This window comes from Hyalangium minutum, from assembly GCF_000737315.1.
GTDB lineage: Bacteria > Myxococcota > Myxococcia > Myxococcales > Myxococcaceae > Hyalangium > Hyalangium minutum.
In genome coordinates, this window is the sequence record NZ_JMCB01000023.1 from 204,113 (window position 1) to 229,168 (window position 25,056).

The following is a 25,056-nucleotide window of genomic DNA, read 5'->3' on the forward strand; positions in this document are numbered from 1 at the left end:
GGTTTCAGTGCCGGAAGTGTCGCACTCCCGTCAGTACCATCGCCAGTCCATGTTCATCGGCGGCGGCGATGAGTTCCGCGTCCCGGACCGAGCCGCCAGGCTGGATGACGCAGGTAGCCCCGGCCCGGGCGGCCTCATCGAGTCCGTCCCGGAAGGGGAAAAAGGCATCCGAGGCCACGGCGCTGCCCTTGAGGGCCGGTCCACCGCGCCCTGCGGCGATTTTCACCGAGTCGACCCGGCTTGTCTGCCCGCCGCCAGCGGCCAGCAGCCGGTCTCCTGAGGAAAAAACGATGGCGTTGCTCTTCACATGCTTGCACACCTTCCAGGCGAAGCAGAGGGCCTTCTCCTCCTCGGCCGTGGGGTGGCGTTTCGTGACGATCTTCCACTCGAGAGGCGGCTCGGCCGCATCCTTGTCCTGCAGGAGCAGGCCGCCTGACACGCTGCGTGCATCCAACTGCACCCGGGGACGGGCCTGCGGCGAGGCCAACGCGGGCCCGGCCTCTAGCAGCCGCAGGTTCTTCTTGGCGCTCAGGACCTGGAGCGCGGCGGCCGAGTACGTGGGGGCGATGATGGCCTCGAGGAACGTCTCCGCCAGGGCCTTGGCGCAGGCCTCATCCACCTCGCGGTTGAGGGCCACGATGCCACCAAAGGCGGACACCTCGTCGGCCGCGCGCGCCGTGCGGTAGGCCCTCTCCAGTTCCGAGTCCACCGCCACACCGCACGGGGTGTTGTGCTTGATGATGATGGCGCAGGGCTGCTCGGGGAACTCGAGGACGAGCCCGAGCGCCGCATCCAGATCCAGGATGTTGTTGTAGGACAGCTCCTTGCCCTGGAGGACCTTGGAGAAGGCCACGGAGGGCTCGGAGGGCGCGGAATGCTCCCGGTAGAACGCGCCGCGCTGGTGCGGGTTCTCGCCGTAGCGCAGGCCCTGTGCCTTGCGGAAGGGCAGCGACAGCTCCTCGGGGAAAGGCTCCTGCGCCTGGCCCGCGAGCCACCCTGCGATGGCCGCGTCATACGCCGCCGTATGCGCGAACGCCTTGCGCATCAGCTTGCGGCGCGTCTCGTCCCCCACCCCGCCGGACTTCTCCAGCTCGGCGAGCACCGCATCGTAGTCGTCCGGGTCCACCACCACCGTCACATGCCGCGAGTTCTTCGCCGCCGCGCGCACCATGGCGGGCCCGCCGATGTCGATCTGCTCGATGACCTCGGCCTCACTGGCGCCGGAGGCCACCGTCTGCCGGAAGGGGTAGAGGTTCACTGCCACGAGGGAGATGGGCTCGATGCCGTGGGCCGCCATCTCCGCCCGGTCCTCCTCCCGCTCCAGCCGCCCGAGAAGGCCGCCGTGGATGCGGGGGTGGAGCGTCTTCACCCGGCCGCCGAGAATCTCGGGGCTCTGGGTGTGCTCGGAGACCTTGGTTGCGGGGACACCCGCGGCCTGGAGGGCGGCCAGCGTGCCACCGGTGGAGAGGAGCCGGAAGCCGCGCCGCACCAAACCCTGTGCGAATGGGACCAGGCCGCGCTTGTCGGAGACGCTGAGGAGAGCCAGCACTGGGGAGTCGCCTCTCAGTGAAGGGAGGCGGCTCTGTTAGCAACCGCCCCCGGGGGTGTCAACGCACCCCGCAGGGCATCGCTTCCTCACCAGCTCCCGGAATTTCAGGGCTTGCGGGCGGAAACCGGCGGCTCGGCCTCGGTGGCCTCGCGCAGCTTCATCAGGCCCCGCGTCTCCACCTGGCGGATGCGCTCGCGGGTGAGGTTCATGATCTCCCCCACCTCCTCGAGCGTGATTCCACCCTTCTCCGCCACGTCCAGGGCGCAGGTGTGCTCCAGCTCCCAGATCTCCTTGTCCGGGAAGTTGAGCTTGATGGAGCCCGTCTCCGGGTTCACATCCAGGTAGAGGTTGTGCTTGCACGACACGAACAGGCACGGACGCGGCCCGTTCACGCAGTCGGCGCGGGTGCGCGGCCGCTGCGAGTCAATTGTCTTGAGGAGCTCCCCCTCCTCGGGGTCCACCTGCCCGGCCAGCCGCCGACGGCGCAGGTCTCGCGCCATCTCCTTGCGCGACATGGTCTTCGACCGGCGGCGCTCCGCCGACTGTCCCTCCTCCCCGCCCTCCTCCGCCCCCTCCTCGCCCTGAAGCTGCTTCACTTCCGACATGTCCCCTCCGAATGTGCCCAATCTATCCGGTTGTCCAGGCCTGTAGCATCCTATTGCGAATCGGGCGTTTCGTCTCCGCGCGCGGTGACGGCACTGCCCAGACGTGCCACGTCCCGGACCAAATCCTGCGCCCGGCGCCTCAGGGCGCCCAGCTCGTCCTCCAGCGTCCGCCGGTGGTCCCCGCCGAACGGACGGCCTCCCAGCTCTGACTGGAACCCATCCAACACTGAAGCCAGATCCCGCTCCAGCTGGTCAATGTGGTTGCGGTGAAAGAGGAACGACCGCTTGATGTCCTCCAGCGTGTGCCCCTCGGCCATCATCTTCTTGATGGCGTTGATGCGCCGAACGGACTCCACCGGGTAGAGGCCACGGCTCCCCTGGTGCTTGCCCTTGCGGCCCACGCGGCGGCTGCGCGGCAGCAGCCCTGCCTGGACGTACTTCCGAAACGTCGCCTCCGAGAGCTGCACGCCCCGGGGCCGAAAGATCTCGAGGATTGCGCGAACCGGTAAGCCACCGGCGTGGTCGCGCTCGATCCGCTCAATCTCCTCGGGACCCAGCAGTTCCATTGCTTCCATTCAATATAGGATACTGAAGATACGACATTGAGTGCCAGAACACGGCAGCACCTGTCAAGCAGGAAAGGCCCGAGACGAACCGTTAAAAAATTGACAGAGCTACCGGACGGAGGGCGGATCCCGGGCCGTCAGCGGCTCAAGCGTCGAAGCAAGAGGGTGAAAAACGGCGAGCGCTCAGCGAAGGGCGAGCGCTCAGCGGCCGGCGTTGAACTCCAGGCTGACCGTGCCGTTGGGCTCAAGAATGAAGCGCTCCGTCTTGGTGCCCCTCGGGTGCTGGAACTCCAGCTTGTAGCTGCCCGGGTCCAGCTTGATGATCTTCTTGCCCTGGACTTCCCCGTACGAGCGGCCGTTCACCACGACGGTGGCGTACGGCATGGCCCGGACGGTGAGGCTGCCCTTCACCGAGGCAGGCTTCGCCGGGGCCGTCTCGGCCACCGGGGGATTCTGGGCTGGGGCCGGAGCTGGGGCTGGAACTGGGGCCGTGTTCGCGGGAGGCGGTGCCGCCACGACGCCAGGGTTCGCGGCCGGCTCGGCGGTCTGCGGGCCCGCGGACGGAGGAGGCGTGGAGGGCTCGTGGGAAGGCCCTGGCGAAGACGGAGGTTGGGTGGGCACGTTGGGAGCCGCACTGACGGTGGGCTCGGTGGGCTTCTGCCGCGAGCTGAACAGGGAGCCGACGCCCACGGCGGCAAGCAGGCCCACCACGCCAAGCCCGATCCACATCCCCATGCGCCGGGAGTTGGAGGCCTTGGCGGGAGGAGGCGCCTCGGCAGGCGCGGAGAAGGCCTTGACCGAGAGCGAGACGGTCCGTTCGTAACGGGGAGGCTCCGCCGCGATGTCCGCGTCCACTTCCACCGCAGGCATGGCCTTGCTGGACGTATTCACGCGCGGGGGCAGCATGTGCGTGGACGCGTGAACATCCTCATCGGGAGAGAGCTCCAGAGCACTCCCCTGCCCGCCGCCGCCCGTCGAGCGGCTGCTCCCTCGGGGATCGGGCTGTAAGGAGGTGGACCCAGGCGGCACGGGCTCGTCGCCGACATGAGGCCCGGCGGCCCTCGCGGCGGCCCTCGCGGCGGCCCTCGCTTGCTCGGTGCGATCCGGCACCACCACCGCGGGCAGGGCCTGCGCCGAGGGCAGTATGCCGATGTAGACCCGGCGCACGAAGGACGCCACGTCCGTGTCATCCGGCGACTGGGCGTGGTTCAGCACGAACTGGGCGAGCGCCCGCTCGAACTCGCCCGCAGTCTGGTAGCGGGCCTCCGGGTCGCGCTCGAGCGCCTTCATCACCACGGCGGACAGCTCCTCGGGGACGTCCGGGTTCAGACGGGACGGGGTGTGGATCTGGGTCTGCTGCACGGCGCGCAGCACGGCCAGGTCCGAGTCGCCATCGAACAGCCGGCCAACCGTGAGCATCTCCCAGAGGACGATGCCCAGCGCGAACACGTCCGTGCGGACGTCCACGTTCTCGCCGCGAGACTGCTCGGGCGACATGTACGCGAACTTGCCCTTGAGCATGCCGGGCGAGGTCAGCTTGTTGCCCGCCTTGGCGATGCCAAAGTCCGTGAGCTTCACCGCCCCATCGAACGAGATAAGGACGTTTTGCGGAGTGACGTCACGGTGGACGAGGAACAGCGGCTCGCCGTTCACCTTGAGCCGGTGGGCATAGTGAAGGCCGCGGGCCACCTCCGCGCCCATGTGCGCCACGAGCACCGGCGGCATGGACTCCAGCAGATCCTTGGACTTCTTGCGCAGATCCGCAAGCGTGCAGCCGCGCACGTACTCCATGGCCAGGTAGTACGTGTCCTCGTGCTTGGCGAAGTCGAAGATCTGCACCACATTGGCGTGGTTGAGCCGCGAGGCGAGCCGGGCCTCGGCGATGAACATGTCCACGAAGTTGGGATCGCTCGCCATGAAGGAGCGGATCCGCTTGATGACGACTTCCTTCTCGAAGCCCTCCGCGCCCTGCGAGGTGGCGAGGTAGATCTCCGCCATCCCTCCCTCGGCGAGCTTCTTGCGGACGATGTACTTGCCGATCTGGGCGCCTGCCGGGAGCGTCACGAGCCCTTCCCACCCATGGCTAGAACTTCACCTTCACGGTGTTGAGCGGCGTGCTCCGCACCTCGATGCTGCGGCTGATCGTCCGCCCCAGATCCGGGTTGTAGAACTTGCACTGGTAGGTGCCCACCGGCATCGACACGTCCTGGAACGGAGTGGTGCCCAGGTTCCGGCCGTTGCAAGTCACTTCCGCCCACGGCGTCACCGCGAAGCGCACCATCGCCTTGGCCGCAACAGGCTCCGGCGGAGGCGGAGGGGGCTTGGGCGCCGGCTTGGCCAGCGGCTCGAGCTTGAGGACCTCCACCTGCGAGGGGACCGCCTTCACCCTCACCTTCTGCTCCAAGGCCCGGTACTGCGGAGCCGTCACCTTCACTGCCAGTTCCTGCTCGGCCTTGGCCTCCACCACCTGCGGCGAGAGGCCCCGCTCCTCCCCATCCACGAAGATCGTCGCCACCACTGGCTGCGTCTCCAGCCTGAGCTTCACGAACACGGTCTCCGGCGCGGGAGGCGGAGGCGTGGGCGTGGGCGTCACCACCTCGGGGGGCTTCGTCTCGGCCGGCTTGGGCTGAGGTGGCTTGGCCTGGGGCGGGGGCTCTTTCGGAGGAAGGGCCTTGAGGCTCAGCGGCGCGAGCGCCAGCGTCCCCGCCTCGGGCACCGCCACCGAGGCGCGCACCTCCTCGTAGCCCTCGCGGGAGACCACCACCTGGTAGGTCCCCGCCGGCATCGCGGGCAACGTCAGCGGCGTGATACCCGGGAGCGCCTTGCCGTCAAACGTGACCTTGGCGCCGGAAGGCACTGTGTCCAGCCGGACCTGGGCCGGGGGCGGAGGCGGCTCGGACCGCAGGAAGAACCACAGCGCCAGGAGCGCCACCACCGCCGACACCACCGTGGCCACGATCGCCGGCAGCCGGCGGCGCCCCCGCTGACGGCGCGGGGCCTGGGTCGTCCCCGTCATCGACAGCGCCAGCGAGGGCTCATCCAGCGCCTGCGTCGGCATCTCGGCGAAGTCGGGACTCGGGGGGGGGACCGCCGCCATCGCGGGCCGGGAGCTCGGGCTGTGGCGTTCGGGGCGCTCGGGGCGCTCGGGGCGCTCCGGGCGCTGGCGCTCCGCGTCCAGCTCGCGGCGGAGGTCACTGCTGCGCCCGTTGCGCATGGGGCGCTGCTGGGCGGTGGGATCCGTCACCTCGGCCTCGGGCTCCGCGGTGGACCCCACGGGCTCGCCGCGATCCGCCCGGGTCACTTCCCTCGAGGACACGGGGGGAAGATGGCCCCCGGAGCGGCGGTGGCCTCCCACGGCCGTGCGCTGGCCGGTGGTGGGAGGCTCGTCCTCCACCACGATGCCGCCCGAGCGCTGCTCGCGCGCGAGCCGATCCGCGTACACCTCGCGCAGGAACCCCGCGAGCGCGTCCAGGGCTGCCCCCTTCTGCGAACGCAGCCACCCCTCCAGCTCCGTCTGGAGCTGGAGCGCCTCCGAGTAGCGCGCGTCCGGCTCCTTCGCCAGCGCCTTCATGACGATGGGATCCAGGGCCTTCGGCACGCGCGGGTTGACCTGGGAGGGCGGCGTCACGTGGCACTCGGCCACCGCCGACAGCGTCTGCATGTCGCTGGAGCGCTTGAACAGGCGCGTGTTGGTGATCAGCTCGTAGAGCACCACGCCCAGCGCGAACACGTCACTGCGGCAGTCCACCCGCTGGCCAGCAGCCTGCTCCGGGGACATGTACGAGTACTTGCCCTTGAGCACGCCCGAGCGCGTCACCGTGGCCTGGTCCGCCGCCTTGGCGATACCGAAGTCCACCACCTTCACCTCGCCCCGGAAGGACACGAGGATGTTCTGCGGCGACACGTCCCGGTGGACGATGTTCAGCGGCTTGCCCGAGGGGTCCGTCTTCTTGTGCGCGTAGTCCAGGCCCGCGCATGCGTCGGAGACGATCCGGCACGCCAGCTCCACCGGCAGCTCCAGCCCCTGGGCCGCGGCGCGCTTGCTCATGCGCCGCACGTCCTCGCCGTGGATGTACTCCATGGCGATGAAGAAGCTGTCGTCCTGAGCCCCCAAGTCGTAGATGGCGACGATGTTGGGGTGCGCCAGCCGCGCGGCGATCTTGGCCTCGTCCAGGAACATCTGGACGAACTCCTTGTTCTCGCCCAGGTGCGGAAGGATGCGCTTGACGACCACCAGGTCTTCGGAAGGCTCGGGCCCCTTACGGCGCGCAAGGTAGATCTGCGCCATCCCGCCCGTGGCGAGCCGCTTGAGCAGCTGGTAGTTGCCGTAGTTCTCGAGTGACACGGTCTGCCCCCCCAACGGCACCGCCGCGGGGGAGGCCCAGGCTTACGGAGAGCCGGAGCGTAAGCGGCACTGCGGGGGGGGTCAAACCCCTGATTCACCATTCAGGCAGGGAGGCCCCGGCAAGCCAGGGGCCGGGCGCTCAACCCCCCCGGCGGGCCGGACGGATCTCCCGGGTCTCCCTCATGAGGGCATCCAGGGCGTCCAGGTGGCGGCGGAGCACCGGCAACACCAGGGGATTGGCGTCTACCCGGTCGAACAGGTCCAGCGCCCGGTCGACCTGGCGCTCAATCTCAGAGGCCCGCTGCGGGGAGATGCGCCGCAGTAGCAGGTCCGCCCCGGCCTCCATGAGGACGCGGGCCACGGCATCCCGGGAGGTGAGCGGCTCATCTGGGCGGCGCTGCCCCTCGCCACGGATGACACGCAGCCCAGGACCCGAGCGGCGCGCGGGGGCGCTGGGCTCGGGGGACAGGGGCTGCTTGTGCTGACGGGTACTCACCAGACGCCTCCTCGGCTGCGGCAGGGACGGTCTCAGGGTACTCAGCACGTGGGGTCCTCCAATTTTCTGGTCATCCAAACAGGCTGATGCAGCCCTGTAGCACCTGGGGCCGACATCCCCTGTTTGGGGCCTGAAAATTGGGCCTTTGCGAGTCCCCGCGACCGTTTACTGGCAGGCGCGGCGGTAGGCGATCTCCACCCTGGCGCCGGGAGCAGGCCCCGGCGAGAAGAGGACACTGTTGGTGGTTCCGTCGTAGCTCCAGCCGGTGGTGACGGGCGAGCCGTTCACTCGCACGGACACCGAGCCAGGATCCGGCAGCTCGCTCAGCGGGAAGCGGTCCTGCGGAGAGAAGGCCTTGTTCGCCACGTTGCGGAGCAAGGGAGCGTAGTCCGCGGCGCACACGGAGACGACCTCGCCCCCCGTGCGCGTGGCAGCCTCGGCGTACCGGGTGCCCACGCCGCCCGCAGTGGCGCAGGCTGCCTCGGTGGGCGCGATGGCGTAGATCGTCATGCGCTGAGGCTGGAACTCGCCCTTCTTGTTCTGGAGGAAGCGGACGTAGGTGTCCACGCTGTCCGGCGAGTGGTCGTCCTCGTCTCCCACGAAGACGACGACCAGCGCGGCCTCGTCGCGGAGGAAGCCCGCGTTACCGTCATTGGGCGCTGGCGTGCGCGGATCATCCGCCCCACTCACGAGCGGGTCCGAGAGGGCGCGGCGCACCGCCTCGAAGCCCTGCTCCACCGAGGCGCACTGGCCCACCTGGGCGTTGCCCTGGAGCTTGTTGGCCAGGTCCGGCGTCTGGTGCGTGAGGATGCGCTGGCGGCTGTTGTCCACCGGGAAGAAGCGGCCAGACTCACCGCCCTGAGCCCCACCCGGGCAGGAGTTCGACTCCGCCTTGATGCCAGTGGTCGTCACCGCCACGTGCAGGTCCACCTTCTTGTCCAGGGCCGTGCTCACGAAGGCTGGCAGCGCGTTGATGAACCGGGGCTGCTCCTCGACCATGGACGCGGTGTTGTCCACCACGAAGAGCACGTCCACCTTGGCGCCGTCCTGCTGGACGAAGGTGTCCGTCTTGTCCACGCGCTCGGAGGACTCGCCCACCAGCGAGACGAGCAGCGGCTCGGGCAGATCGCTCGAGTCCACGAAGAGGGGCGACAGGTTCATGCCCGTCACCTGGGCGTAGTACTCCACCTCGGTGGTGAAGGCCTCGCCCGGCTGCAGCAGGCGCGGCAGCGGCGCGGGCACCGAGCGGATGTGGAACTCGCTGTCCGTGGTCCCCGCCCCCAGGCGCACCCCCGATACGGTGATCGGACTGGCGCACGCGTTGATGTAGTTCACCTGGCGAGGCGCCGGCGGGCAGTCCCTGCGCCCGATGCCGAAGTCCACGAAGCGCGGAGTGGGCACCAGGCACGCGCTCTGCGAGTGCGCCTGCAGGGGCACCAGCACCAGCGGGTTGGCGGGATCCGCCTGCTCCAGCTGCACGGAGCCCAGGAACGAGCCCCCCGAGGCCGGCGCATTGAAGGCGACCTGGAAGCTGAACCAGTTGCCCGGGTGGATGATCAGGCCATCCAGCTCTCGGCCCGGCATGCGGAACACACCGCCTCCGTCATCGCGCAGGCGGATGTTCTTCACCGCGCACAGATCGTACCCGCGGTTCTCCACCTTCACGCCCAGCACCGAACCCCGGTTCGGCGGCACCGTGCCGAAGTTCACCGCCAGCGGGGTGATGGCAAGGTCGCAGGGCGCGTGACGCTCCGCCGTACCGTGGAAGTCGAGCTGCACCGTGCCCGCGTTGAAGGCGTTGGTCGTGAGCATCAGCGCGCCGGTGGCATCGCCCTCGCGCGTGGGCTCGTAGAAGACCTTGAGGTTGACCTCCTGGCCAGGCGCCAACGTGTACGGCGTCGCCAGCGGCGAGGTGGTGAACTGCCCCGGCCCAGAGGGGTCGGGCTGGAACTCCAGGCTCGTGAGCTTCAGCGGCCCGCCGTTCTCCGAGCCACAGTTCTTGATGTTGACCACGACCGTCGTCTTCGAGCCGAGCGGCTGCGCTCCGAAGTCATGCGCCACCGGAGACACGCACAGCTCCGCCGCGCCACCGTGGCCCATCAGACTCACCGGCGTCACCGGGTTGCGCTTGCTCACCACGTGGAAGCGCGCGGTATCCTCCGCCGGGCCCATGTGGCCGGGGCTGTAGCGCAGCTCCCACTCGCGCACCTCGCCCGGCTGGAGCACCAGCGGGAAGTCCGCGGCGGCGGCGTGGCTGAACGAGGCATCCGTCCCCGCCAGCTCCAGTTGGGACACCGTCATCGGCTCGGTGCTGATGTTGTGGATGCGCGCCATCAGCCGCTTGTCCTTGTCGATGGGCACGCCCCCGAAGTCCAGCTCGGGAGGCTCGGCGACCACGGCGCGATCCAGCGCCTCGGCCACTACCTGCACCGGCACGTCCGCGCAGCCACGGCACGGCGCCACCGCCAGCGCCACGCTCTTGCGCCCCACCTTCACCGGGTTGAACGTCAGCGGCAGCTCGCGGCGCTCGTTGGCGCCCACCGTCACCGTGGCCGTGGTGAACTCGTCCTTGTCCTGGCCCACCAGCCGGGCGGACACCTCCACCGGCAGGTCCGTGGGATTCTCCAGCGTCACCGTCAGCGTCTTCGAGGACTCGGCCTCGATGCGGCCAAAGTCCAGCTTCCGCGGAGACACGCGCGCCCAGGCGTCCACGCCCGCACCACGCAGGGGAATCCGGAGGATGGGCTCGCGCTTGGCGTCCGAGCGGATGACGAGCGTGGCCGGCAGAGTGCCCGGCTCCAGCGGCGCGAAGCGGACCTTCATCCCGCACTCGCTGCCCGGCTGGAGGCTGTGCGGCCCCTCATGAGCGAAGCTGGCCACGTACTGGCCCTCGGGCCCCTCCACCCAGACGTCGCTCACCTCGATGCGCGAGCGGCCCACGTTGCGCAGCGTCACGGCCGCTTCACGGCCGTCGAACACGGCCACGCGCTCAAAATCGATGCCCCCGGGCGTGGCCGTCAGCCGGCCATCCGCCATCGAGGCACGCTCCCGGTCCGCGCACCCGGCGAGCAGACCCACCACGAGAGCCCACAGGCCCCACCGACCACTCATGGTCCCCACCCCCACCCCCTGCACCCGACCCACACCACCCGATGCCTCCTCTCACCCACTCTGAGAGGCTCCGGCATCAGGTAGCGAAACTAGGCACCCACGGTGGGCGGAGCAACCGCACACCCGGGGAACCCCCAGGGATCTCCCCCCCGTGCCCGCGAAGGACCGCACTTTTCCCAGGGTGGCCGTTCACTGGCGAACGTGGATCACGCTCGCTTGCCCGAGCAGACAAGCCGGGGGCCGCCGGCAGCGAACGGCACGAAGTGGTCTGCTTGTCAGACCAGTTTGGGCCAACCGCACCCGGCAGGAGGCTCGAGTGGTCCCGAGCCGTGAAGCTCCTTCTCAGATCTTGGGAATACGAAGGGTCTTACTGATCATCGCGCTGCCGCTCAGCAGGTAGATCAGCACGAGCGGGTGCAAAGACATCGGTCCCAGGTCCCAGACACCTCCGAGCATCTGCTCCCCTCCCCCGATGCGCCCCTGCCACGTGGCCACCGCCAGCACCGCCACCAGGAGCAGACTCGACGGAATGGGCGTGCCCTCGAAGTACTTCACCTTGCCGGTGCCGTCGCTGAGCTGGGCGGCCGTGACATTGAAGCGCGCCAGGCGACTGATGCCACAGGCCACGAAATAGAGGAGTACGGCGACATCCAGCGCGCCGCGCATGCCCACCGCGAAGGCCAGGGCTGCGGGGGCCATACCGAAGGAGATGACGTCCGCCAGGGAGTCCAAGTCCGCCCCCAGGGGCGAGGACTTGAAGCGCCAGCGGGCAATCCGGCCGTCCGCGAAGTCGAGCACCAGCGCCAGCGGCATGAGCGCGAACGCCAGCCACAGCCAGCGCTCTTGCTGGGTGGCCAGGTACTGCATGGCCGACAAGATGGTGCCCGCTCCCGCAAAGCCATTGCCCAGCGTGACGAAGTCCGCGAGCACGAAGGTGCGGATCATCGAGAAGTGGCGAGGAGGCGGTTTCTCGTGAAGCTCGGTCGTCATTCGGACTCTCCTACCGTTCCGGAGGGCGGGGCCACTGGCCCGAACCATCCCCGGGATCGCTCAGCTGCACCACGCTTTTCTGGCCAGGCCCGCCCGCCGGACAACACGGCACGGGCCTTGCTCTCTCGAGGTGACACTCCGCCCTGTGAAATAGCGTGTCCCCCCGAGAGTTCCAGCAGGGTGAAGAGGGAGGCGTTCATGGGACTGCGATGATGGTGGCTCCGGCCTCTACCAGTTCCTCCCGCCTGCACTCCTGGAGTCGTGGAGCCCGAGCGCCTGCAGACCCACGTGCGTGCCTTGTCCGAGACCTTCCACCCTCGGGACTCCACCCATCCCGAGAACCTCGACCGCGCCGCCGAGTACCTCGCCGAGCACTTGAAGCGTGCGGGCGGCCAGGTGGAGTTTCAGCCCTTCCACGTCGAGGGCAAGGAGTACCGCAACGTCATTGCCCGCTTCGGCCCGGAGACACCAGAGCGCATCGTCATCGGCGCGCACTACGACACGGCGGGCCCACGGCCCGGGGCGGATGACAATGGCAGTGGTGTCGCGGGCCTCCTCGAGCTGGCCACCCTGCTCGGCCAGAAGCCACCTCTCATGAGGGTGGAGCTCGTGGGCTTCACGCTGGAAGAGCCGCCCTACTTCCGCTCCGAAAACATGGGCAGCCGGGTACATGCCAAAGCCCTTCGCACGGCGGGGGCCCAGGTGCGGGCCATGCTCTCTCTCGAGACGATCGGGTTCTTCACGGACGCGCCGGACAGCCAGCACTACCCCGTGGATGAGCTCCGTTTGCGCTACCCCTCCACGGGAAACTTCATCGCCGTGGTGGGGCAGACAGGCGATGGAGGGCTGGTGCGCGAAGTGGCCACGGCGATGCGTGCCGTGCGCTCACTCCCAGTCGAGTTCCTCAGCGCCCCCACCAGCCTCCGCGGTATCGACTTCTCCGATCACGCGAGCTACCAGGCCGAGGGCTACCGCGCCGCGATGGTTACCGACACCGCCTTCTTCCGGAACCCGCGCTACCACGAGCCTACGGACACGTGGGACACGCTGGACTACGGGCGCATGAGCCAGGTCGTACAAGGAGTGCACTGCGCGCTCCAGAGCCTCTCTCAGCCGTGAAGAGCACCCATCCGCGGGTTGACGGGGGCCCAGACGTGACGATAGGCCAAGACCGTCTCACTGCTTCTCGAAAGGCCTCCGCTCCCATGCGCCTCACTGCCGCTCTCCTCACTCTCGTCGCCAGCTCTGCCCTCGCGCAGAGCACTCCTCCCGCGCCGGCCAAGGCCGCGGATGCCAAGCCCGCCGAGGGCAAACCCGGTGAGAACTCCACCCTCACCGTGCGCTGCTCGGATGACTGCAGCGTGCGCGTGGACGGCAAGGCCGGTCTGCGCAAGGCGTCGAACATCTGGGAGTTCAAGGACGTGCCCTCGGGGCAGCGGCGCATCGAGGCCACCGGCGGCTTCCTCAACCGCCCCTTCTACAACGGCTACGCGGAGATCCCCGGTGGCATGCAGGTCACCGCTCAGGTCGACAGCAACAAGCGCCTGACCATCACCGACCGCGTCCCGCTCGGCGAGCAGAAGGTGGAGAAGGCCGCCACTGGCGGGGCTTCCACGCTCACCATCCGCTGCACCAAGAACTGCACCATCTCCATCGATGGCGTTCGCAAGGGCGCCAATCAGGCCCAGCTCGTCTCCATCCGCGACGTCCCCCCGGGGGATCACGACGTCGAAGCGAAGTTCGTGCTCGGCACCAAGCAGGTGCGGTCCAAGCTCACCATCCCCGCGGACAGCGAGGTGTTCATCACCGCCACCGAGAGCGGCCTCAACATCACCAACACCAAGGCCCTGGGCAAGTAACCCTCAGCGGCCCTCCCAGGGAGCTCAGCCGCGGCACAGCTCCCCGAGGATGCGCACGGCCTCGCGCGCCGCATCCGCCGGCTTCACGCTCGTGTCCGAGATGCCCGCGATGACCCGCGTGATGTCGTGATCCACCGGCCGCCCCTGGCCGCCCCACACCCGGCCCGGGGGCGCCGTGAGGTACGCGGAGAAGCTGTGGTGCCCTGACCCGGGCCGCTCGCCCACCACATGGACGAGCGCCCGAGGCAGCCCATCCGCGCCATCCCCGAAGAGCAGCTCCCCCACCTGGTAGCCCGCGCGCACCCGCCCGGACTGAATCACCAGGTGCTCGGGCGCCACGCGGTAGTTCGCCGCCTCCAGCTCGCGGCGCAGCGCCTCCAGGAACGGCGCCAGGTGCCCCGGATCCATCAGCGAGCGCGGATCCAGCCCGTCCGAGAGCACGATCTGCACATCGCACCGCTCACTCCGCCGCGCCCGGAGCGCCTCCACCTTGCTCACGGACTCCGCATCCAGCTTCTCGCCCGACACGGGGTGCAGGATGTAGTCGCGCCGATCCGCCGCCTGGGTGCGCAAGAGCACCGCCTGGGGAATCGCCTCGATGAAGGACGGCGTCAGCTCCGTCCAGATGCCCCGCTTGGCGTCCTCGTAGTGGCCGTGGAGCTCGCGATCCAGCTTCGACTCCAGCTCCCACGTGTGCTCACCGTAGCCCACCGCGAGCGGCACGCTGCGCGCCCTCACCCGGGCCATCTGCTCCTCGGCCTCGGCCAGCAGCGCCACCTCCGAGCGCGTGTCTCCCTTGCGCTTGCGGTACTCCACATAGACCCAGCGCGGATCGCCGAAGCGCGCCGTGGGCCGCCCCTCTGCGTCAATCACTCCGAGCTGCTGGAAGAACGCCCACATCCGGTCATCGACCTTCGTGCCGAACTTCTCCCGCAGCCGCACGTGATCCTGGAACGCCGTGGTCAGGTAGCTGAGCATCGGATCGTTCCGCGTCGGCAGCGCCATCAGGTAGCCCGGGCACGCCGGAGCGATCTGCTCCTGGCACCAGCCCAGGTCATCCAGCGTCACGTCCATGTGCAGCGTGGAGCAGATATCCAGGCCGATCATCAGCCCGTGCAGTTTGCCCATGACGATGTCCTCGAGGCAGCAGCGCACCAGCTGCTCCCGCGAGCGGAACACCTCCGGGCCGATGAAGCCCGCCACATCGTTCACGTGCACCCAGGGCGCCGCCTCGCGCCCCGCGCCCACCTGCGCCAGCGCCACGCGCCGCTTCAGCGCCCGCGAGAAGCCGTACTTGCGCGACTCCAGCAGCACCATGTCGCAGCCGCCGGACTGGCCGTTCGTCGCGTCCGCGCCCTGCCCCGTCTCGAAGTAGAGCCCGAACTTGCCCGTGCGCCGCGCCGCATGCTCCAGCATCTTCTCCAGCGTTACGTCAAAGGTCCGATTGGCCGTCTCGTTGCCCGCGATGCTCTGGAACCAGATCCCCGTCGTGCCCGGCTGCAGCTCCTCCACCCTCGCCTGAATGTCGATGTGCGAGAGCACGCAGTTGGGCATCACATCCTGCAGCCCGAACGTCACGAGCACGTCGTGCAGCGCGGCCTCCACCGCGGCCACGGACTCGGGCGCCGAGGACACCGGGTTGGTGCCCAGCACCACGTCCCCCACCGCGAAGGACCAGCCGTTGAACACCTGCCAGCGGATGTCCTCCGGGTGATCCGTGGGCGAGTTCGGCTGGATGCGCGCCCCCAGGTAGCCCCGGGAGCCCAGCTTGCTGCCCGGCAACGGGTGGAAGACCTTGGCACCCACCGCCGTGAGCTCCGCGTCGCTCATCAGCTTGACCACGCAGGCAATCGCATCGCTGCTCAGGCCCCGGCAGACGTCCTTGATCGCCTCCTCGCTCGCCGACAGCAGGAAGGCCTTGAGCCGCCCCACCGTCCAATCCGCCGTGGCCGCACGGGCGTCGTCCTGGAGGGCCTCCAGCATGAAGGCGTAGAGCCGATCCTCCAGCGGCGGGTGCTCGTGGAGCGCCCCCAGGCGGGTGTTCGACAGCAACGCACGCGCGTTGACGCGGGAGACCTCGTCCGCCGCCGCCACGCCGATGGCCTCGTCCCCCTCCTTATAAGGATTCGCCGCTCCAATGAGCTGCTGGTACCGCGTGAGCTCGAAGCCCCCGTGGACACGCCGGAGGTAGCCGAACACGTCCTCCCCGGGGCGTACCTCCGGGATGAGGACGCCGCGAGGCAACACCTGGGGCGAGGCCTCCAGGGGCTGGGCGGCCTCGCCGGAGGCCAGAGATGGGGAGGACAAGTCGGTCGCGTGCTGTGCCTGAGTCATAGGACCCCCTCTCAACCGCTGGATTCCGGCAGGTTAATGAGAGGTTTCGCACGCCGCTACGCCTGCCAGCCCCCCAACCCGGGGGAGAAGGGCCCGCAAGTCGAGAAATTCACGTTCACATCATCCCGGACCAGGGTCCCGGAGGGCCTCCGAACTCCCCGCCCACCACCCGAGGCTTGCTGGGAGGTGAGGGAGCAAGCGAGGGCTGACGCTCGGCGGGCGAGCGGAAGTACACGACGCGGGGCAGCTTGGGGCCCGGGTGCAGCGCCACCGAGGGAGGCTCGGGGCGCAGCAAACACCGAGGCACCACCTCCTGCCCCACTTCGTCCTTCGCACAGTCGAACACCCGCTTCGCCCACAGCGAGCGGGCCCCCGCGGACACCGCCACCATCAGCTCCGCGCACAGGGACTCGCCACTGTAGGGCCGGGCCTCGGGCAGCTTGCTCATCAGCCGGAGGATGATGGCCCCCAGCGGCTTGGGCACGCGCGGGTTCACCTCCCAGGGCGGCACCGGCGCCCGCAGCTCGATGGCCGTGTGGAGCTGCTCGGAGGCCAAGCTCGGCGAGAACGGCGGGTGTCCCGTCGCCAGCCAGTAGGCCAGCGCGCCCAGCGAGTACAGATCATCCGTGATCAGGTAGCGGTAGCTGGCGTGCGTGCGGCCCACGTTCGAGCGCAAGAAGCGCAACGCCTCGGGGCTGCGGAACACCTGGAGCTCCGGAGACAGCGGCGTCGCCAGCAGCGAGTCCAACGCTTCGTTGCCCCCGTCGCGAAGATCCAGCAGCACCGGCTCCGAGTCGCTCTCGCGCACCTGGATGTTGTTCGGGTGCAGGTCCCGGTGCCACGTGTCGCGCGCGTGCATGGAGTCGAGCAGCGCGCCCAGGCGGCTCAGGAGCGCGGCGATCTGCAGGAACGTGGGGTTGACCGCCTCCACCCAAGCGGGCAGCGACAGGCCGCGCACGTCCTCTCGGACGCTGTAGAAGAAGCCGCCGCCGGGCTGGGTCCAGCGTCCATGCGCGTGGAGCCTTGCCAGGTTCGGGTGCGCCGCATGCAGCCGCGCCACGCGATCCTCGAAGCAGCCCTCACCCGGCCGGAGCGAGATCTTCATCACCAGCGGCTCGGCCGGGCGCCGCACGTCTTCCACGCGGAAGAGCGCGCCATGGCCTCGCTGCCCCAGGCACTCGAGGATGCGCCAGTGATTCACTTGCGTTCCGGGAGTCAACACATCTGGACGCATCGGGGGGGCCACCATGTCCATCGTCGAGGACTCCAATTCAACGCTTGGGCATGTATCGTAGCAGACCTACCAGGTCGACCCAAAGCCATCTGCTCTATCGGGGCAGATGACTGGATTGCGTCACTCGGGGCCGCCTGTGTGCTCAATGGGTTACATCCACTCCTCCGAGTGTTCAACCCCGTGAACCCCGGCTTCACCGCAGAGCATTTCGAGACTGAAAAAACGGACCCGACATGACGTCTCGTTTTTCAATTCTGAAAGACAAAGATTGCAAACTTGAAACGAGACAGTTCATTTTTTGTCTCGCTTTCCGCGAAAGCTCTAATCACGGGCAGGCCTGGGAAAGGCGGTCTGTCTCCATTTGCGCTGAACTGCCCGCCCTCAGCCTCCGTGCTGAGAGCCGAGGCGCAGCAGCTCGATGGAGCGCGCCAGGAGCGGGGCCACGGACACCACCTCGACCTGGAAGGGAGGCCGCATGGGCAAGGGCAAGCTGTCCGTGGTGAGCAGCCGGCGCAACGGCAGCCGCTGGAGCCTGTCGATGGCCGGGCCCACCAGCAGCGCATGGGTGGCCACCACCGTTACCTCCGGCGCGCAGCCCGCCTCCAGCAGGGCGTTCACCGCCGCCTCAACGGTGCCGGCAGTGGAGATCATGTCGTCCACGACGATGGGCGTGCAGCCCTCCACGTCGCCGGTGATGCGACGGGCCTGCACCTGGGAGCCGCTCGTGCGGTGCTTGTGGACCACGGCCACCGGGAGCTTCAGCTGCGCGGCATAGCGCTCCGCGCGCTTCACGGCCCCCAGGTCAGGCGAGACGACGACCGAGCTGGGCGTGGCCGTGCGCTGCAGGTGGTCCGCCAGCAGCGGCATGGCGCTCAGGTGCTCCACGGGGATGTTGAAGCAGCCCTCCACGGCGGGGCTGTGCAGATCCATGGCCACCAGCCGGTCCACACCCGCGACCCGGAGCATGTCCGCGACGAGCCGGGCGCCCAGTGGCTCGCGTCCCGTCTCCCGGCGATCGTGCCGGGCGTAGGCCAGATAGGGCACGACCGCCGTCACCCGCGCAGCGCCCCGGCGGCGGCACGCATCCACCATCAGGAGCAACTCCATGAGGTGCGAATCCACCGGCGGCCCCAGCGTCTGGAGCAGGTAGACGTCACAGCCCCGAACCTCCTCGACGACCTCGACGTGGTGCTCCCCATCGGGGAAGCGATCCACGATGCACCGCCCCTGCTCGAGGTTGAGCACCTTCGCGATGGCCGCTCCCAACGCGGGGTGAGACGAGCCGGATATCAGGACGACGCGCATGGAAGCTCCCGGTGCAAAACGGTATGCCGGGATTGTGCCGCCCTTGCCCGCCTCGATCACCTTTCAGGTGCTCAAGGCTTGCTGCTGGGCATCCCACCATCCGGAGGAGGGCCACTGGGGACACCGCCATCGGTGGCACCGGCCGCCGCCATGGGAGCCCGGCGCAGCGTCTCGATGTCCGACAGGAGGGTGCTCACCAGGGTCTCCACCACGCGCTGGCCCTTGGCGCGGGTGGCCAGCGTCGCATCGCCGAACACGCCGCTGGCCGAGTAGACGCCCGCATCCTTGGGAGTGCGCGTCAGGGGCCCCTTGCCTGGGTGGTAGTCCTTGACGGCCTTGGACATGTCCACCGTCTTCGGGGCGATGTAGAGCATGATCGAGGTCTCGATCTCATCGGCGTGCGTGCCGCCCTCCTGCCGCGCCACCTCCTTCTCCACCGCGGCGGTGGCCTGCAGCAGGTGGGTGTAGTGCAGGAGGATGCCGTCGGCCGCGAGCAGCTCCGCCGCGGGCTGGAGGGCCCTCAGCGTGGAGACGCCGGTGTTGAGCACATAGAAGCGGCGAGGCCCGAACCGAGCGAGTCCCCGGCAGATGTCGACGATCATGTCCCGCGCCGTCTCCAGGCGAAGGGACGTCGAGCCCGGGTACTCCACGAAGGCGGGGTAGAACGAATAGTTGACCGTCGGGGCGATCACGACGTTGGCATCCTGGAGCACGCGCTGCTTGAGGTACTCCGCCATGTTCCAGTCGTTGGCGAGCGGCAGGTGCGGACCATGCTCCTTGGCCTGAGCGCCCAGCGGGATGACGACGACTGTGTCCGGCGTGAGCAGCTTCTCGGCCTGCTGCCAGGTGAGCTGCTCCAGAAGCACGCCCCGAGGCCCGGCTGGGCGCGCCCCCGAGGGGACCGCCGCGAGCACCAGGAACACGAGCCAGGGTCCACACGCCGCCAGCAAGGACAACCGTTGAAGTTTCGTCACAGTCTCTTTCTTACCATCGCACGCCAATGTTGTGCCCATACGGGCCAGCCTTCGGAAGTCGTCGCCTCCTCCTCGAAACGGAAGCGCTTGGGCTAGGGTTCGGCCCGCTCGTTTTCGTGGAGGGGAACATGCAGCAACGCCTGCCAGCGCTGTCTCTCGCGTCATTCGTCCTCATCGGGCTGTGGGCCACGGCCTGCGGTGACGATCAAGATTCCAACAACCAGATCCCGGTCCTGACGGGCCCGTTCGTACAGACCGCGGATGTGACGTCGGGCACCGCGGTGGAGCTGTCCCTGGAGGCCACGGATGCGGACGGGGACTCCCTCACCTATGAATGGGTGCAGACGCCCGCCTCGCCCGCTGGCGCCTTCAGCGACGCCACCCTCCCCGACCCCACCTGGACGGCCCCGGACGTCACCGAGGCCACGTCCTTCCAGCTCGGCGTCGCCGTCTCGGATGGCAAGGGCGGCACCGCGCGGCGCTCCGTCACGGTGCTGGTACGGCCTCGCCCCCCCGAGAACCGCGCACCCGTCGTGACCACGGGTACCCCCAGTGCCACCCCCACCTCCGTGACGGGCTCCGTGCCCGTCCAGCTCTCCCTCTCCGCGACGGATCCCGACGGTGACGCCCTCACCTACTCGTGGTCTCAGGAGCCCGCCACGCCCGTGGGCTCTTTCAGCAATCTCTTCGTGTCCAGCCCCTCCTGGATCTCTCCCGTGGTCACCACCCCCACCACGTTCACGCTCCAGGTGACGATCTCGGATGACCGGGGCGGCTCCACGCAGGCCCAGGTCGAAGTGGCCGTGGCGCCTCCCTCCGCCAACAACCGGGCGCCCACCCTGACCGCGGGCCCCACCTCGTCCGCCACGACCATCAACGCGCAGCAATCCGTCAACCTGTCCGTCACCGCCTCGGACCCGGATGGAGACGCGCTCACCTACACCTGGTCTCAGACGCCCTCGAGCCCGGCTGGCGCCTTCAGCAGCACCTCCGTGGCGAATCCCTCGTGGACGGCGCCGGCGGTGACCGCGAACACGAACTTCCAGCTCCGTGTCACCGTCACGGACAGCCGAGGCGGATCGGTCAGCGGCACAGTGCAGGTGACCGTGCGCGCCCCCGTGAACCGCTCCCCCACGATCTCGCAGGAAGCCCGGGCCAACCCCTCCTCCGTGTCGGGCTCCAGTCCGGTGCAGCTCTCGGTCGGAGCCTCGGATCCAGACGGAGACACGCTCACTTATGCATGGACGCAGACCCCCGCCAGCCCGGCAGGCACCTTCGCCAACGCCTCCTCGGCCAACCCCACCTGGACCACTCCCACGGTCACCACCTCCACGACGTTCACGCTGCAGGTGAACGTCACGGACGGCCGAGGCGGCTCCGTCCAGAGCCAGGTGGACGTCAGCGTGGCGCCGGCCCCTTCCCAGAACAACCCGCCCACGCTGACCGCTGGGCCCTCGGCATCCCTCACCACCATCAATGAGCAGGAGACCGTCAACCTCTCCGTCACGGCCTCCGATCCGGACGGGGATCCGCTCACCTATGCGTGGAGCCAGACGTCCCCAACCTCACCCGTGGGGACCTTCAGCAGCACCAGCTCGGCTACCCCCACCTGGACAGCACCGGACGTCACCGCCAGTGGGATGTATACGCTGACCGTCATCGTCTCAGATGGGCGGGGCGGCAGCGTGGCGGGCTTCGTCGAAATCACCGTCCAGAAGGTGAACCAGGCCCCAAACGTGGCCGCCAACATCTCCGGCCCGAGCACGCTCCTGGCGGGCAGCGCGGGCACCTTCTCCATCTCCGCGACCGATCCGGATGGAGATCCCCTCACCTACTCGTGGGAGCAGACGGAACCGGCCACGCAGGGCACGTTCGTGGGCAGCCGCACCGCCTCGAGCGCGCAGTGGTACTCGCCCGTGGTGAGCAGCCAGACCTCGTTCACCCTGTCCGTCAGCGTTACCGATGGCCAGAGCACCGTAGTCCGCACCCTCACCCTCCCCGTCACGGTGCCCAACTACAGCACCGACGTGAGAGGGGTGTGGACGCTCGGCAACTGCACCGGCTGCCATGGCAGCTCGGGCGGGCTCAGCCTCAGCCCAGCCTCCGGGGCCAACCTGATCAACGTGGCGGCCAATGCGTCGTGCAGCCCGGCGGCCCTCACGCGCGTCGTGCCTGGGGATCCGGACAACTCGGTGCTCATCCGTAAGATGGAAGGCACCACCTGCGGTACCCGCATGCCCCAGGGCAACCCCAACTACTTCATCAACAACCCGGGCCTGGTGGTCCGCGTCCGCTCGTGGATCCTCGCGGGCGCCCAGGACAACTGACCCTGCCCCCGCGCGCAGCCCGCCTCAGGAGGCCAGGGCCTGCCGCGCTCCCCCGGGCCCTACCGGGATGCGCAAGCAGAACGCCGTGCCCCGAGGCGGGTTGTCCTCTACCCAGATCCACCCGCCGTGGGCCTCGACGGCCCTCCGGCAGAACGCCAGCCCCAAGCTGTTGCTGGCCCGAGCCCGGGCGGCGGTAGGCACGCCCTCGGGCAGGTAGTTCTCGAAGACATAGGGACGCGCGGCGGAGGGAATGCCCGGACCTTCGTCGCGCACCCGCACCTCCAGCAGGCCGGGCTCAGGCTGCGAGGCCTCCAGCGACACCTTCCCGCTCCCCAGCGCGGTGAAGCGGAACGAGTTGTCCAGCAGGTTGTCCAGCGTCCGCCGCAGCAGCTCCCGATCCAGCGTGACGAGCCGCTCCGACACCTGCACGCTGTGCGTGAACTGGCGGTGGGAGCCGTGGACGCGCAGCGAGAAGTCCCGCGCCACCTCGGTCACCAGCCCGCGCACGTCGAACTCGCCCAGCTGCGGCGCCAAGGGCGAGTCCTCGCGCGCCGACTCCACCAGATTGGTCACCAGCCGCTGAAGGCTCTCCGTGGACTCGCGGATCTGCCGCGCCGAGGTGCGCACCTCCTCCGGCAGCTGGGAGCGGCACAGCACCAGCGAGGCCTGCGCCTGGATCGAGCCCAGCGGCACCTGGATGTCCTTCGCCACCAGCTGCAGCAGCTCGTCCTTCTGCTTCTGCATCCGCGCCAGCGCATCCCGCTGCGAGCGGCCCTCCGCGTCGCGCCGCTCCAGCTCCTTCACCCGCAGGCGGAGCTGTAGCAGGGCCTCCACCTGCCGGCCCAGCACGCGCAGCACCTCGACCTGCTCCGGAGTGAGCTCGCGAGGCACATGGTCGATGACACAGAGCGTCCCCAGGTTGTGCCCGCTCATGCTCTTGAGCGGCGTGCCCGCATAGAAGCGCACGTGCGGCTCGCCGGTGACCAGTGGGTTGTCGTGGAAGCGCTCGTCCTGGAGCGCGTCCGGGACCATGAAGAGCTCATCCTGGAGGATGGCGTGAGAGCAGAAAGCCAGGCTCCGAGGCGTCTCAGAGGCATCTACCCCGACCTTCGACTTGAACCACTGCCGCGCCTGATCCACCAGGGACACCAGCGCCATGGGCGTGCCGCACAGGCGCGAGGCCAGCCGGGTCAGCTCGTCGAAGCCCACCTCGGGAGGCGTATCCAGAACGGAGTGTGCGTTCAGCGCCTCCAGGCGCTCGGTCTCGTTCGGGGGAAGGGGGGCGATCTTCATAGGGGCAGTCCTGGGTGGAGGCACTGAACATAGGAACGACCTCCCTGATGAACAGTCCCCCCCACTCCAAGCGTCCCCGGGTCTCACCGGTGTGTTCACCAGTGTATGGTCGCCCCATGGGCCAGGGTCAGCACCGCATCCAGGGGCTCCCGGGCGGGACTCACCGGAACGAGTTGACGACGAAGGCCGAGGCACCGGCGTAGCCGAGGACAGCGGTTCCGGGCTTCGAGTCCGGCCGCTTTCTAAGCTCGTTACCTCCAAAGCGAGCTACTGCGCAGATGGGAACCGGGTCCCCATCTACCGGGTGAGCCTGATACCACCGGACGACAACCTGCGGACCGCCTGTCCACACTCGCCCGTAAAGACGGGTATTCGCTTCCAGAGTACCGAGTGCTCCCTCCAAGAGGCTCTCGACAGGGCCGTCATAGAGCGTGATCGGCTTCGCGTCGATCTGGTTCGCGTCCAGTTGCACGTCCGCAGAGTCACCCACGCGCATCCGGAGAATCCGCATCGTCTTGAGAGCCTCCTCGGAGCATTCTTCCGGCCCTGGGCTTCCGTCTGGACGAAGGGACACCCCGCCGGTTGCTTGGCAGCGCACAGACGAGACGAGGAGGAAGATTGAAAGAAGAAAGGGTGCTGTCGGCGAAGGCATGACCGTCGCTCTTAGTCACGGGCGAGGGCTGGATCCAGCACAACGAACAACTGCCGGTATCCGTCGTCCCGGTAGATCTCAAGCAGGAGGTCCTTGAACTCCGCGCCATCTTGAAAGGCGCTCTTGTCAGCAACAACGGCGACGTAACCGGTCGTACCTGAGGTGATCGCTTCACGGTCCGTGCGCACAGCAAACGGTTTGTCCTTCCAGCCGGATACCGTGTAGAGACGCGCCATCTTCATTTTCCAGGGCTGGTCCTCGCGGTTCGTAATTTTGAAGACGACCGCTGCTTTCCCGTTGCCCTTGAAGAGGCGGACGACGAACTCAACATCCCCCTCCTGTAGGCGCCACTTGCGCCACTCACGGAAAGGTGTCTGCCGGGTAGCGTCTTTCGCCAGGAGCGCCGCGAGTGCGTGATCAATGGAATCCTCTTGCTCGTAGCGCTCGACCTTCTCCCGAAGGTGCCGCTCCCTCTTGAGCGATTCGTAAAGGGACGCCTGCGCAGCGCTCGCCGACTCGAGATTGCGGATCACGGTGACCTGTTGATCCGCCACCCGCCTGCCGTCGAGCGGTTGCTGTTCCGACGTGACGACAAAGGGGATCTCCAGGCCGTCACTGACAGTGACGAGGAGCATGAAGCGGTCCCCAGGCTCGATGTCCCGGAGCGGTTCAAGGACTACCTTCTTGCCCCCCACCCAAAGGGGCTCAAACCACCCTTCCCAGCCGAGCATCCGTGTCTGCTCTGGATCGACTTCCTGCTCAAAGCGCAGCACTGTGGCCACGCGACCGGCGACGTAGATCTTATTGGCGGTCGTTGCTGGGTGCTCTGACAGATTAATGATCCTCTCGACTACATCAGGATCCTTTGCCAGGGCCACGGAAGCCCCAAGGACGAGAAGCAGGACAGAGCGGCAGGGCAGGAAGTCGACCATGGCCCACCTAACCTAGCAGGATGGGAGGCAGGCAAACAACCTTTGAGGTGGGATTTATGCAATCGCCGAATCGAGCCTTCAAGGACACGAACTAGGGGAATGCCATCATGGCCGCTGAGCTTGACTGGGAACCCATTCGCGCAATGGGGCGACGAGTCATCGAGCGCGGTGAACCGCTCGAACTCTCGGACAAGGTACGCGCTCTCTTGCAGCGTTCCGCAGAAGAGGTATCGGTCTCTCCAGAGGACGCGGCGAGCGCTCTAAGTGCCTATCTCGGTAGGAAGTGGAACCAAGTGATGATGCCCAGAGCCAGGTGGAGCATAGCCAGGTAGGTGTCTTCGCGTTTCTCCCAGCGGATGAGGATCCTTCGGAAACGGTTCATCCAAGAGTGAGAGCGTTCCACCACCCAGCGGCGTGCCTTCTTACGGCGACTCTTTTTCGGGGGCGTAGCTGGAGGCCGCCGCGGGCGGATGTGCAAGCGCAG

Annotated in this window: 19 protein-coding genes; 4 read left to right on the forward strand and 15 right to left on the reverse strand. The window is 68.3% G+C overall.

What is annotated here, in order from left to right; translation table 11 throughout:
• Window positions 1–4: 4 nt before the first annotated feature.
• The 8 genes from purH to pssA form a co-directional block, all read right to left on the reverse strand.
• Window positions 5–1,549 (reverse strand): bifunctional phosphoribosylaminoimidazolecarboxamide formyltransferase/IMP cyclohydrolase, encoded by a 1,545-nt coding sequence (purH, locus tag DB31_RS39420; protein ID WP_044197973.1) that lies wholly within the window; start codon window positions 1,547–1,549, stop codon window positions 5–7.
• A 104-nt stretch (window positions 1,550–1,653) separates the two neighbouring features.
• On the reverse strand, window positions 1,654–2,154 hold the full coding sequence (locus DB31_RS39425; protein ID WP_044197975.1) for a sigma factor-like helix-turn-helix DNA-binding protein: 501 nt from the start codon (window positions 2,152–2,154) through the stop codon (window positions 1,654–1,656).
• Between the two features lie 50 nt (window positions 2,155–2,204).
• Complete coding sequence (locus DB31_RS39430; protein ID WP_052420605.1) at window positions 2,205–2,729, reverse strand: MerR family transcriptional regulator; 525 nt, start codon at window positions 2,727–2,729, stop codon at window positions 2,205–2,207.
• 192 nt (window positions 2,730–2,921) lie between these two features.
• On the reverse strand, window positions 2,922–4,784 hold the full coding sequence (locus DB31_RS39435) for a serine/threonine protein kinase (protein ID WP_075306451.1): 1,863 nt from the start codon (window positions 4,782–4,784) through the stop codon (window positions 2,922–2,924).
• 19 nt (window positions 4,785–4,803) lie between these two features.
• Window positions 4,804–7,065 (reverse strand): serine/threonine-protein kinase, encoded by a 2,262-nt coding sequence (locus DB31_RS39440; protein ID WP_052420606.1) that lies wholly within the window; start codon window positions 7,063–7,065, stop codon window positions 4,804–4,806.
• 139 nt (window positions 7,066–7,204) lie between these two features.
• Complete coding sequence (locus DB31_RS39445) at window positions 7,205–7,561, reverse strand: hypothetical protein (RefSeq protein ID WP_044198074.1); 357 nt, start codon at window positions 7,559–7,561, stop codon at window positions 7,205–7,207.
• Between the two features lie 165 nt (window positions 7,562–7,726).
• Complete coding sequence (locus DB31_RS39450; protein ID WP_044198077.1) at window positions 7,727–10,672, reverse strand: choice-of-anchor D domain-containing protein; 2,946 nt, start codon at window positions 10,670–10,672, stop codon at window positions 7,727–7,729.
• A gap of 342 nt (window positions 10,673–11,014) precedes the next feature.
• Entirely contained in the window at window positions 11,015–11,662 is a 648-nt protein-coding gene (gene pssA / locus DB31_RS39455) for a CDP-diacylglycerol--serine O-phosphatidyltransferase (protein ID WP_044197980.1), read from the reverse strand.
• Window positions 11,663–11,923: 261 nt separating this feature from the next.
• On the opposite strand from pssA, the gene DB31_RS39460 reads away from it, so the two are divergent.
• Together DB31_RS39460 and DB31_RS39465 are read left to right on the forward strand one after the other, a co-directional pair.
• The gene (locus tag DB31_RS39460; RefSeq protein ID WP_044197983.1) at window positions 11,924–12,781 is read left to right on the forward strand and encodes a M28 family peptidase; all 858 of its coding nucleotides are present in this window, start codon (window positions 11,924–11,926) and stop codon (window positions 12,779–12,781) included.
• Window positions 12,782–12,867: 86 nt separating this feature from the next.
• Window positions 12,868–13,521: a hypothetical protein gene (locus tag DB31_RS39465; protein WP_052420607.1), complete on the forward strand. Its 654-nt coding sequence runs from the start codon at window positions 12,868–12,870 to the stop codon at window positions 13,519–13,521.
• Between the two features lie 24 nt (window positions 13,522–13,545).
• Here the strand turns inward: DB31_RS39465 and eutB are convergent, their stop codons facing one another.
• The 4 genes from eutB to DB31_RS45685 form a co-directional block, all read right to left on the reverse strand.
• Window positions 13,546–15,855, reverse strand: a complete 2,310-nt coding sequence (eutB, locus tag DB31_RS39470; protein WP_083969164.1) for an ethanolamine ammonia-lyase subunit EutB — start codon at window positions 15,853–15,855, stop codon at window positions 13,546–13,548.
• Between the two features lie 115 nt (window positions 15,856–15,970).
• On the reverse strand, window positions 15,971–17,056 hold the full coding sequence (locus DB31_RS39475) for a serine/threonine protein kinase (RefSeq protein WP_169787155.1): 1,086 nt from the start codon (window positions 17,054–17,056) through the stop codon (window positions 15,971–15,973).
• Between the two features lie 414 nt (window positions 17,057–17,470).
• Window positions 17,471–18,394: a ribose-phosphate diphosphokinase gene (locus DB31_RS39480; protein ID WP_044197985.1), complete on the reverse strand. Its 924-nt coding sequence runs from the start codon at window positions 18,392–18,394 to the stop codon at window positions 17,471–17,473.
• Window positions 18,395–18,465: 71 nt separating this feature from the next.
• Window positions 18,466–19,368: a creatininase family protein gene (locus DB31_RS45685; protein WP_169787156.1), complete on the reverse strand. Its 903-nt coding sequence runs from the start codon at window positions 19,366–19,368 to the stop codon at window positions 18,466–18,468.
• 128 nt (window positions 19,369–19,496) lie between these two features.
• On the opposite strand from DB31_RS45685, the gene DB31_RS39490 reads away from it, so the two are divergent.
• Window positions 19,497–21,695, forward strand: a complete 2,199-nt coding sequence (locus DB31_RS39490) for an Ig-like domain-containing protein (protein WP_044197988.1) — start codon at window positions 19,497–19,499, stop codon at window positions 21,693–21,695.
• A gap of 24 nt (window positions 21,696–21,719) precedes the next feature.
• On the opposite strand, the gene DB31_RS39495 is transcribed toward DB31_RS39490, so the two are convergent.
• Together DB31_RS39495 and DB31_RS39505 are read right to left on the reverse strand one after the other, a co-directional pair.
• On the reverse strand, window positions 21,720–22,988 hold the full coding sequence (locus DB31_RS39495; protein ID WP_044197989.1) for a GAF domain-containing sensor histidine kinase: 1,269 nt from the start codon (window positions 22,986–22,988) through the stop codon (window positions 21,720–21,722).
• A gap of 663 nt (window positions 22,989–23,651) precedes the next feature.
• Window positions 23,652–24,572, reverse strand: coding sequence for a DUF2381 family protein (locus DB31_RS39505; RefSeq protein ID WP_044197993.1), 921 nt, complete (start codon window positions 24,570–24,572; stop codon window positions 23,652–23,654).
• Window positions 24,573–24,679: 107 nt separating this feature from the next.
• Here DB31_RS39505 and DB31_RS47360 point away from each other — a divergent pair, with 107 nt between their 5' ends.
• Complete coding sequence (locus tag DB31_RS47360; RefSeq protein ID WP_276203687.1) at window positions 24,680–24,904, forward strand: DUF3253 domain-containing protein; 225 nt, start codon at window positions 24,680–24,682, stop codon at window positions 24,902–24,904.
• Here the strand turns inward: DB31_RS47360 and DB31_RS39510 are convergent.
• Window positions 24,841–25,056, reverse strand: a 216-nt coding sequence (locus DB31_RS39510) for a transposase (protein ID WP_240487167.1), incomplete at its 5' end; no start/stop codon positions are given. The two genes, DB31_RS47360 and DB31_RS39510, sit on opposite strands and share 64 nt — an antisense overlap.

Coding starts and splice junctions, on each gene's coding strand:
- DB31_RS39465 (WP_052420607.1), top strand. CDS start 12,868: ATGCGCCTCACTGCCGCTCTCCTCACTCTCGTCGCCAGCTCTGCCCTC.
- eutB (WP_083969164.1), bottom strand. CDS start 15,855: ATGACTCAGGCACAGCACGCGACCGACTTGTCCTCCCCATCTCTGGCC.
- DB31_RS39430 (WP_052420605.1), bottom strand. CDS start 2,729: ATGGAAGCAATGGAACTGCTGGGTCCCGAGGAGATTGAGCGGATCGAG.
- DB31_RS39490 (WP_044197988.1), top strand. CDS start 19,497: ATGCAGCAACGCCTGCCAGCGCTGTCTCTCGCGTCATTCGTCCTCATC.
- DB31_RS39505 (WP_044197993.1), bottom strand. CDS start 24,572: ATGGTCGACTTCCTGCCCTGCCGCTCTGTCCTGCTTCTCGTCCTTGGG.
- pssA (WP_044197980.1), bottom strand. CDS start 11,662: ATGACGACCGAGCTTCACGAGAAACCGCCTCCTCGCCACTTCTCGATG.
- DB31_RS39450 (WP_044198077.1), bottom strand. CDS start 10,672: ATGAGTGGTCGGTGGGGCCTGTGGGCTCTCGTGGTGGGTCTGCTCGCC.
- DB31_RS39480 (WP_044197985.1), bottom strand. CDS start 18,394: ATGCGCGTCGTCCTGATATCCGGCTCGTCTCACCCCGCGTTGGGAGCG.
- DB31_RS39495 (WP_044197989.1), bottom strand. CDS start 22,988: ATGAAGATCGCCCCCCTTCCCCCGAACGAGACCGAGCGCCTGGAGGCG.
- DB31_RS47360 (WP_276203687.1), top strand. CDS start 24,680: ATGGCCGCTGAGCTTGACTGGGAACCCATTCGCGCAATGGGGCGACGA.
- DB31_RS39425 (WP_044197975.1), bottom strand. CDS start 2,154: ATGTCGGAAGTGAAGCAGCTTCAGGGCGAGGAGGGGGCGGAGGAGGGC.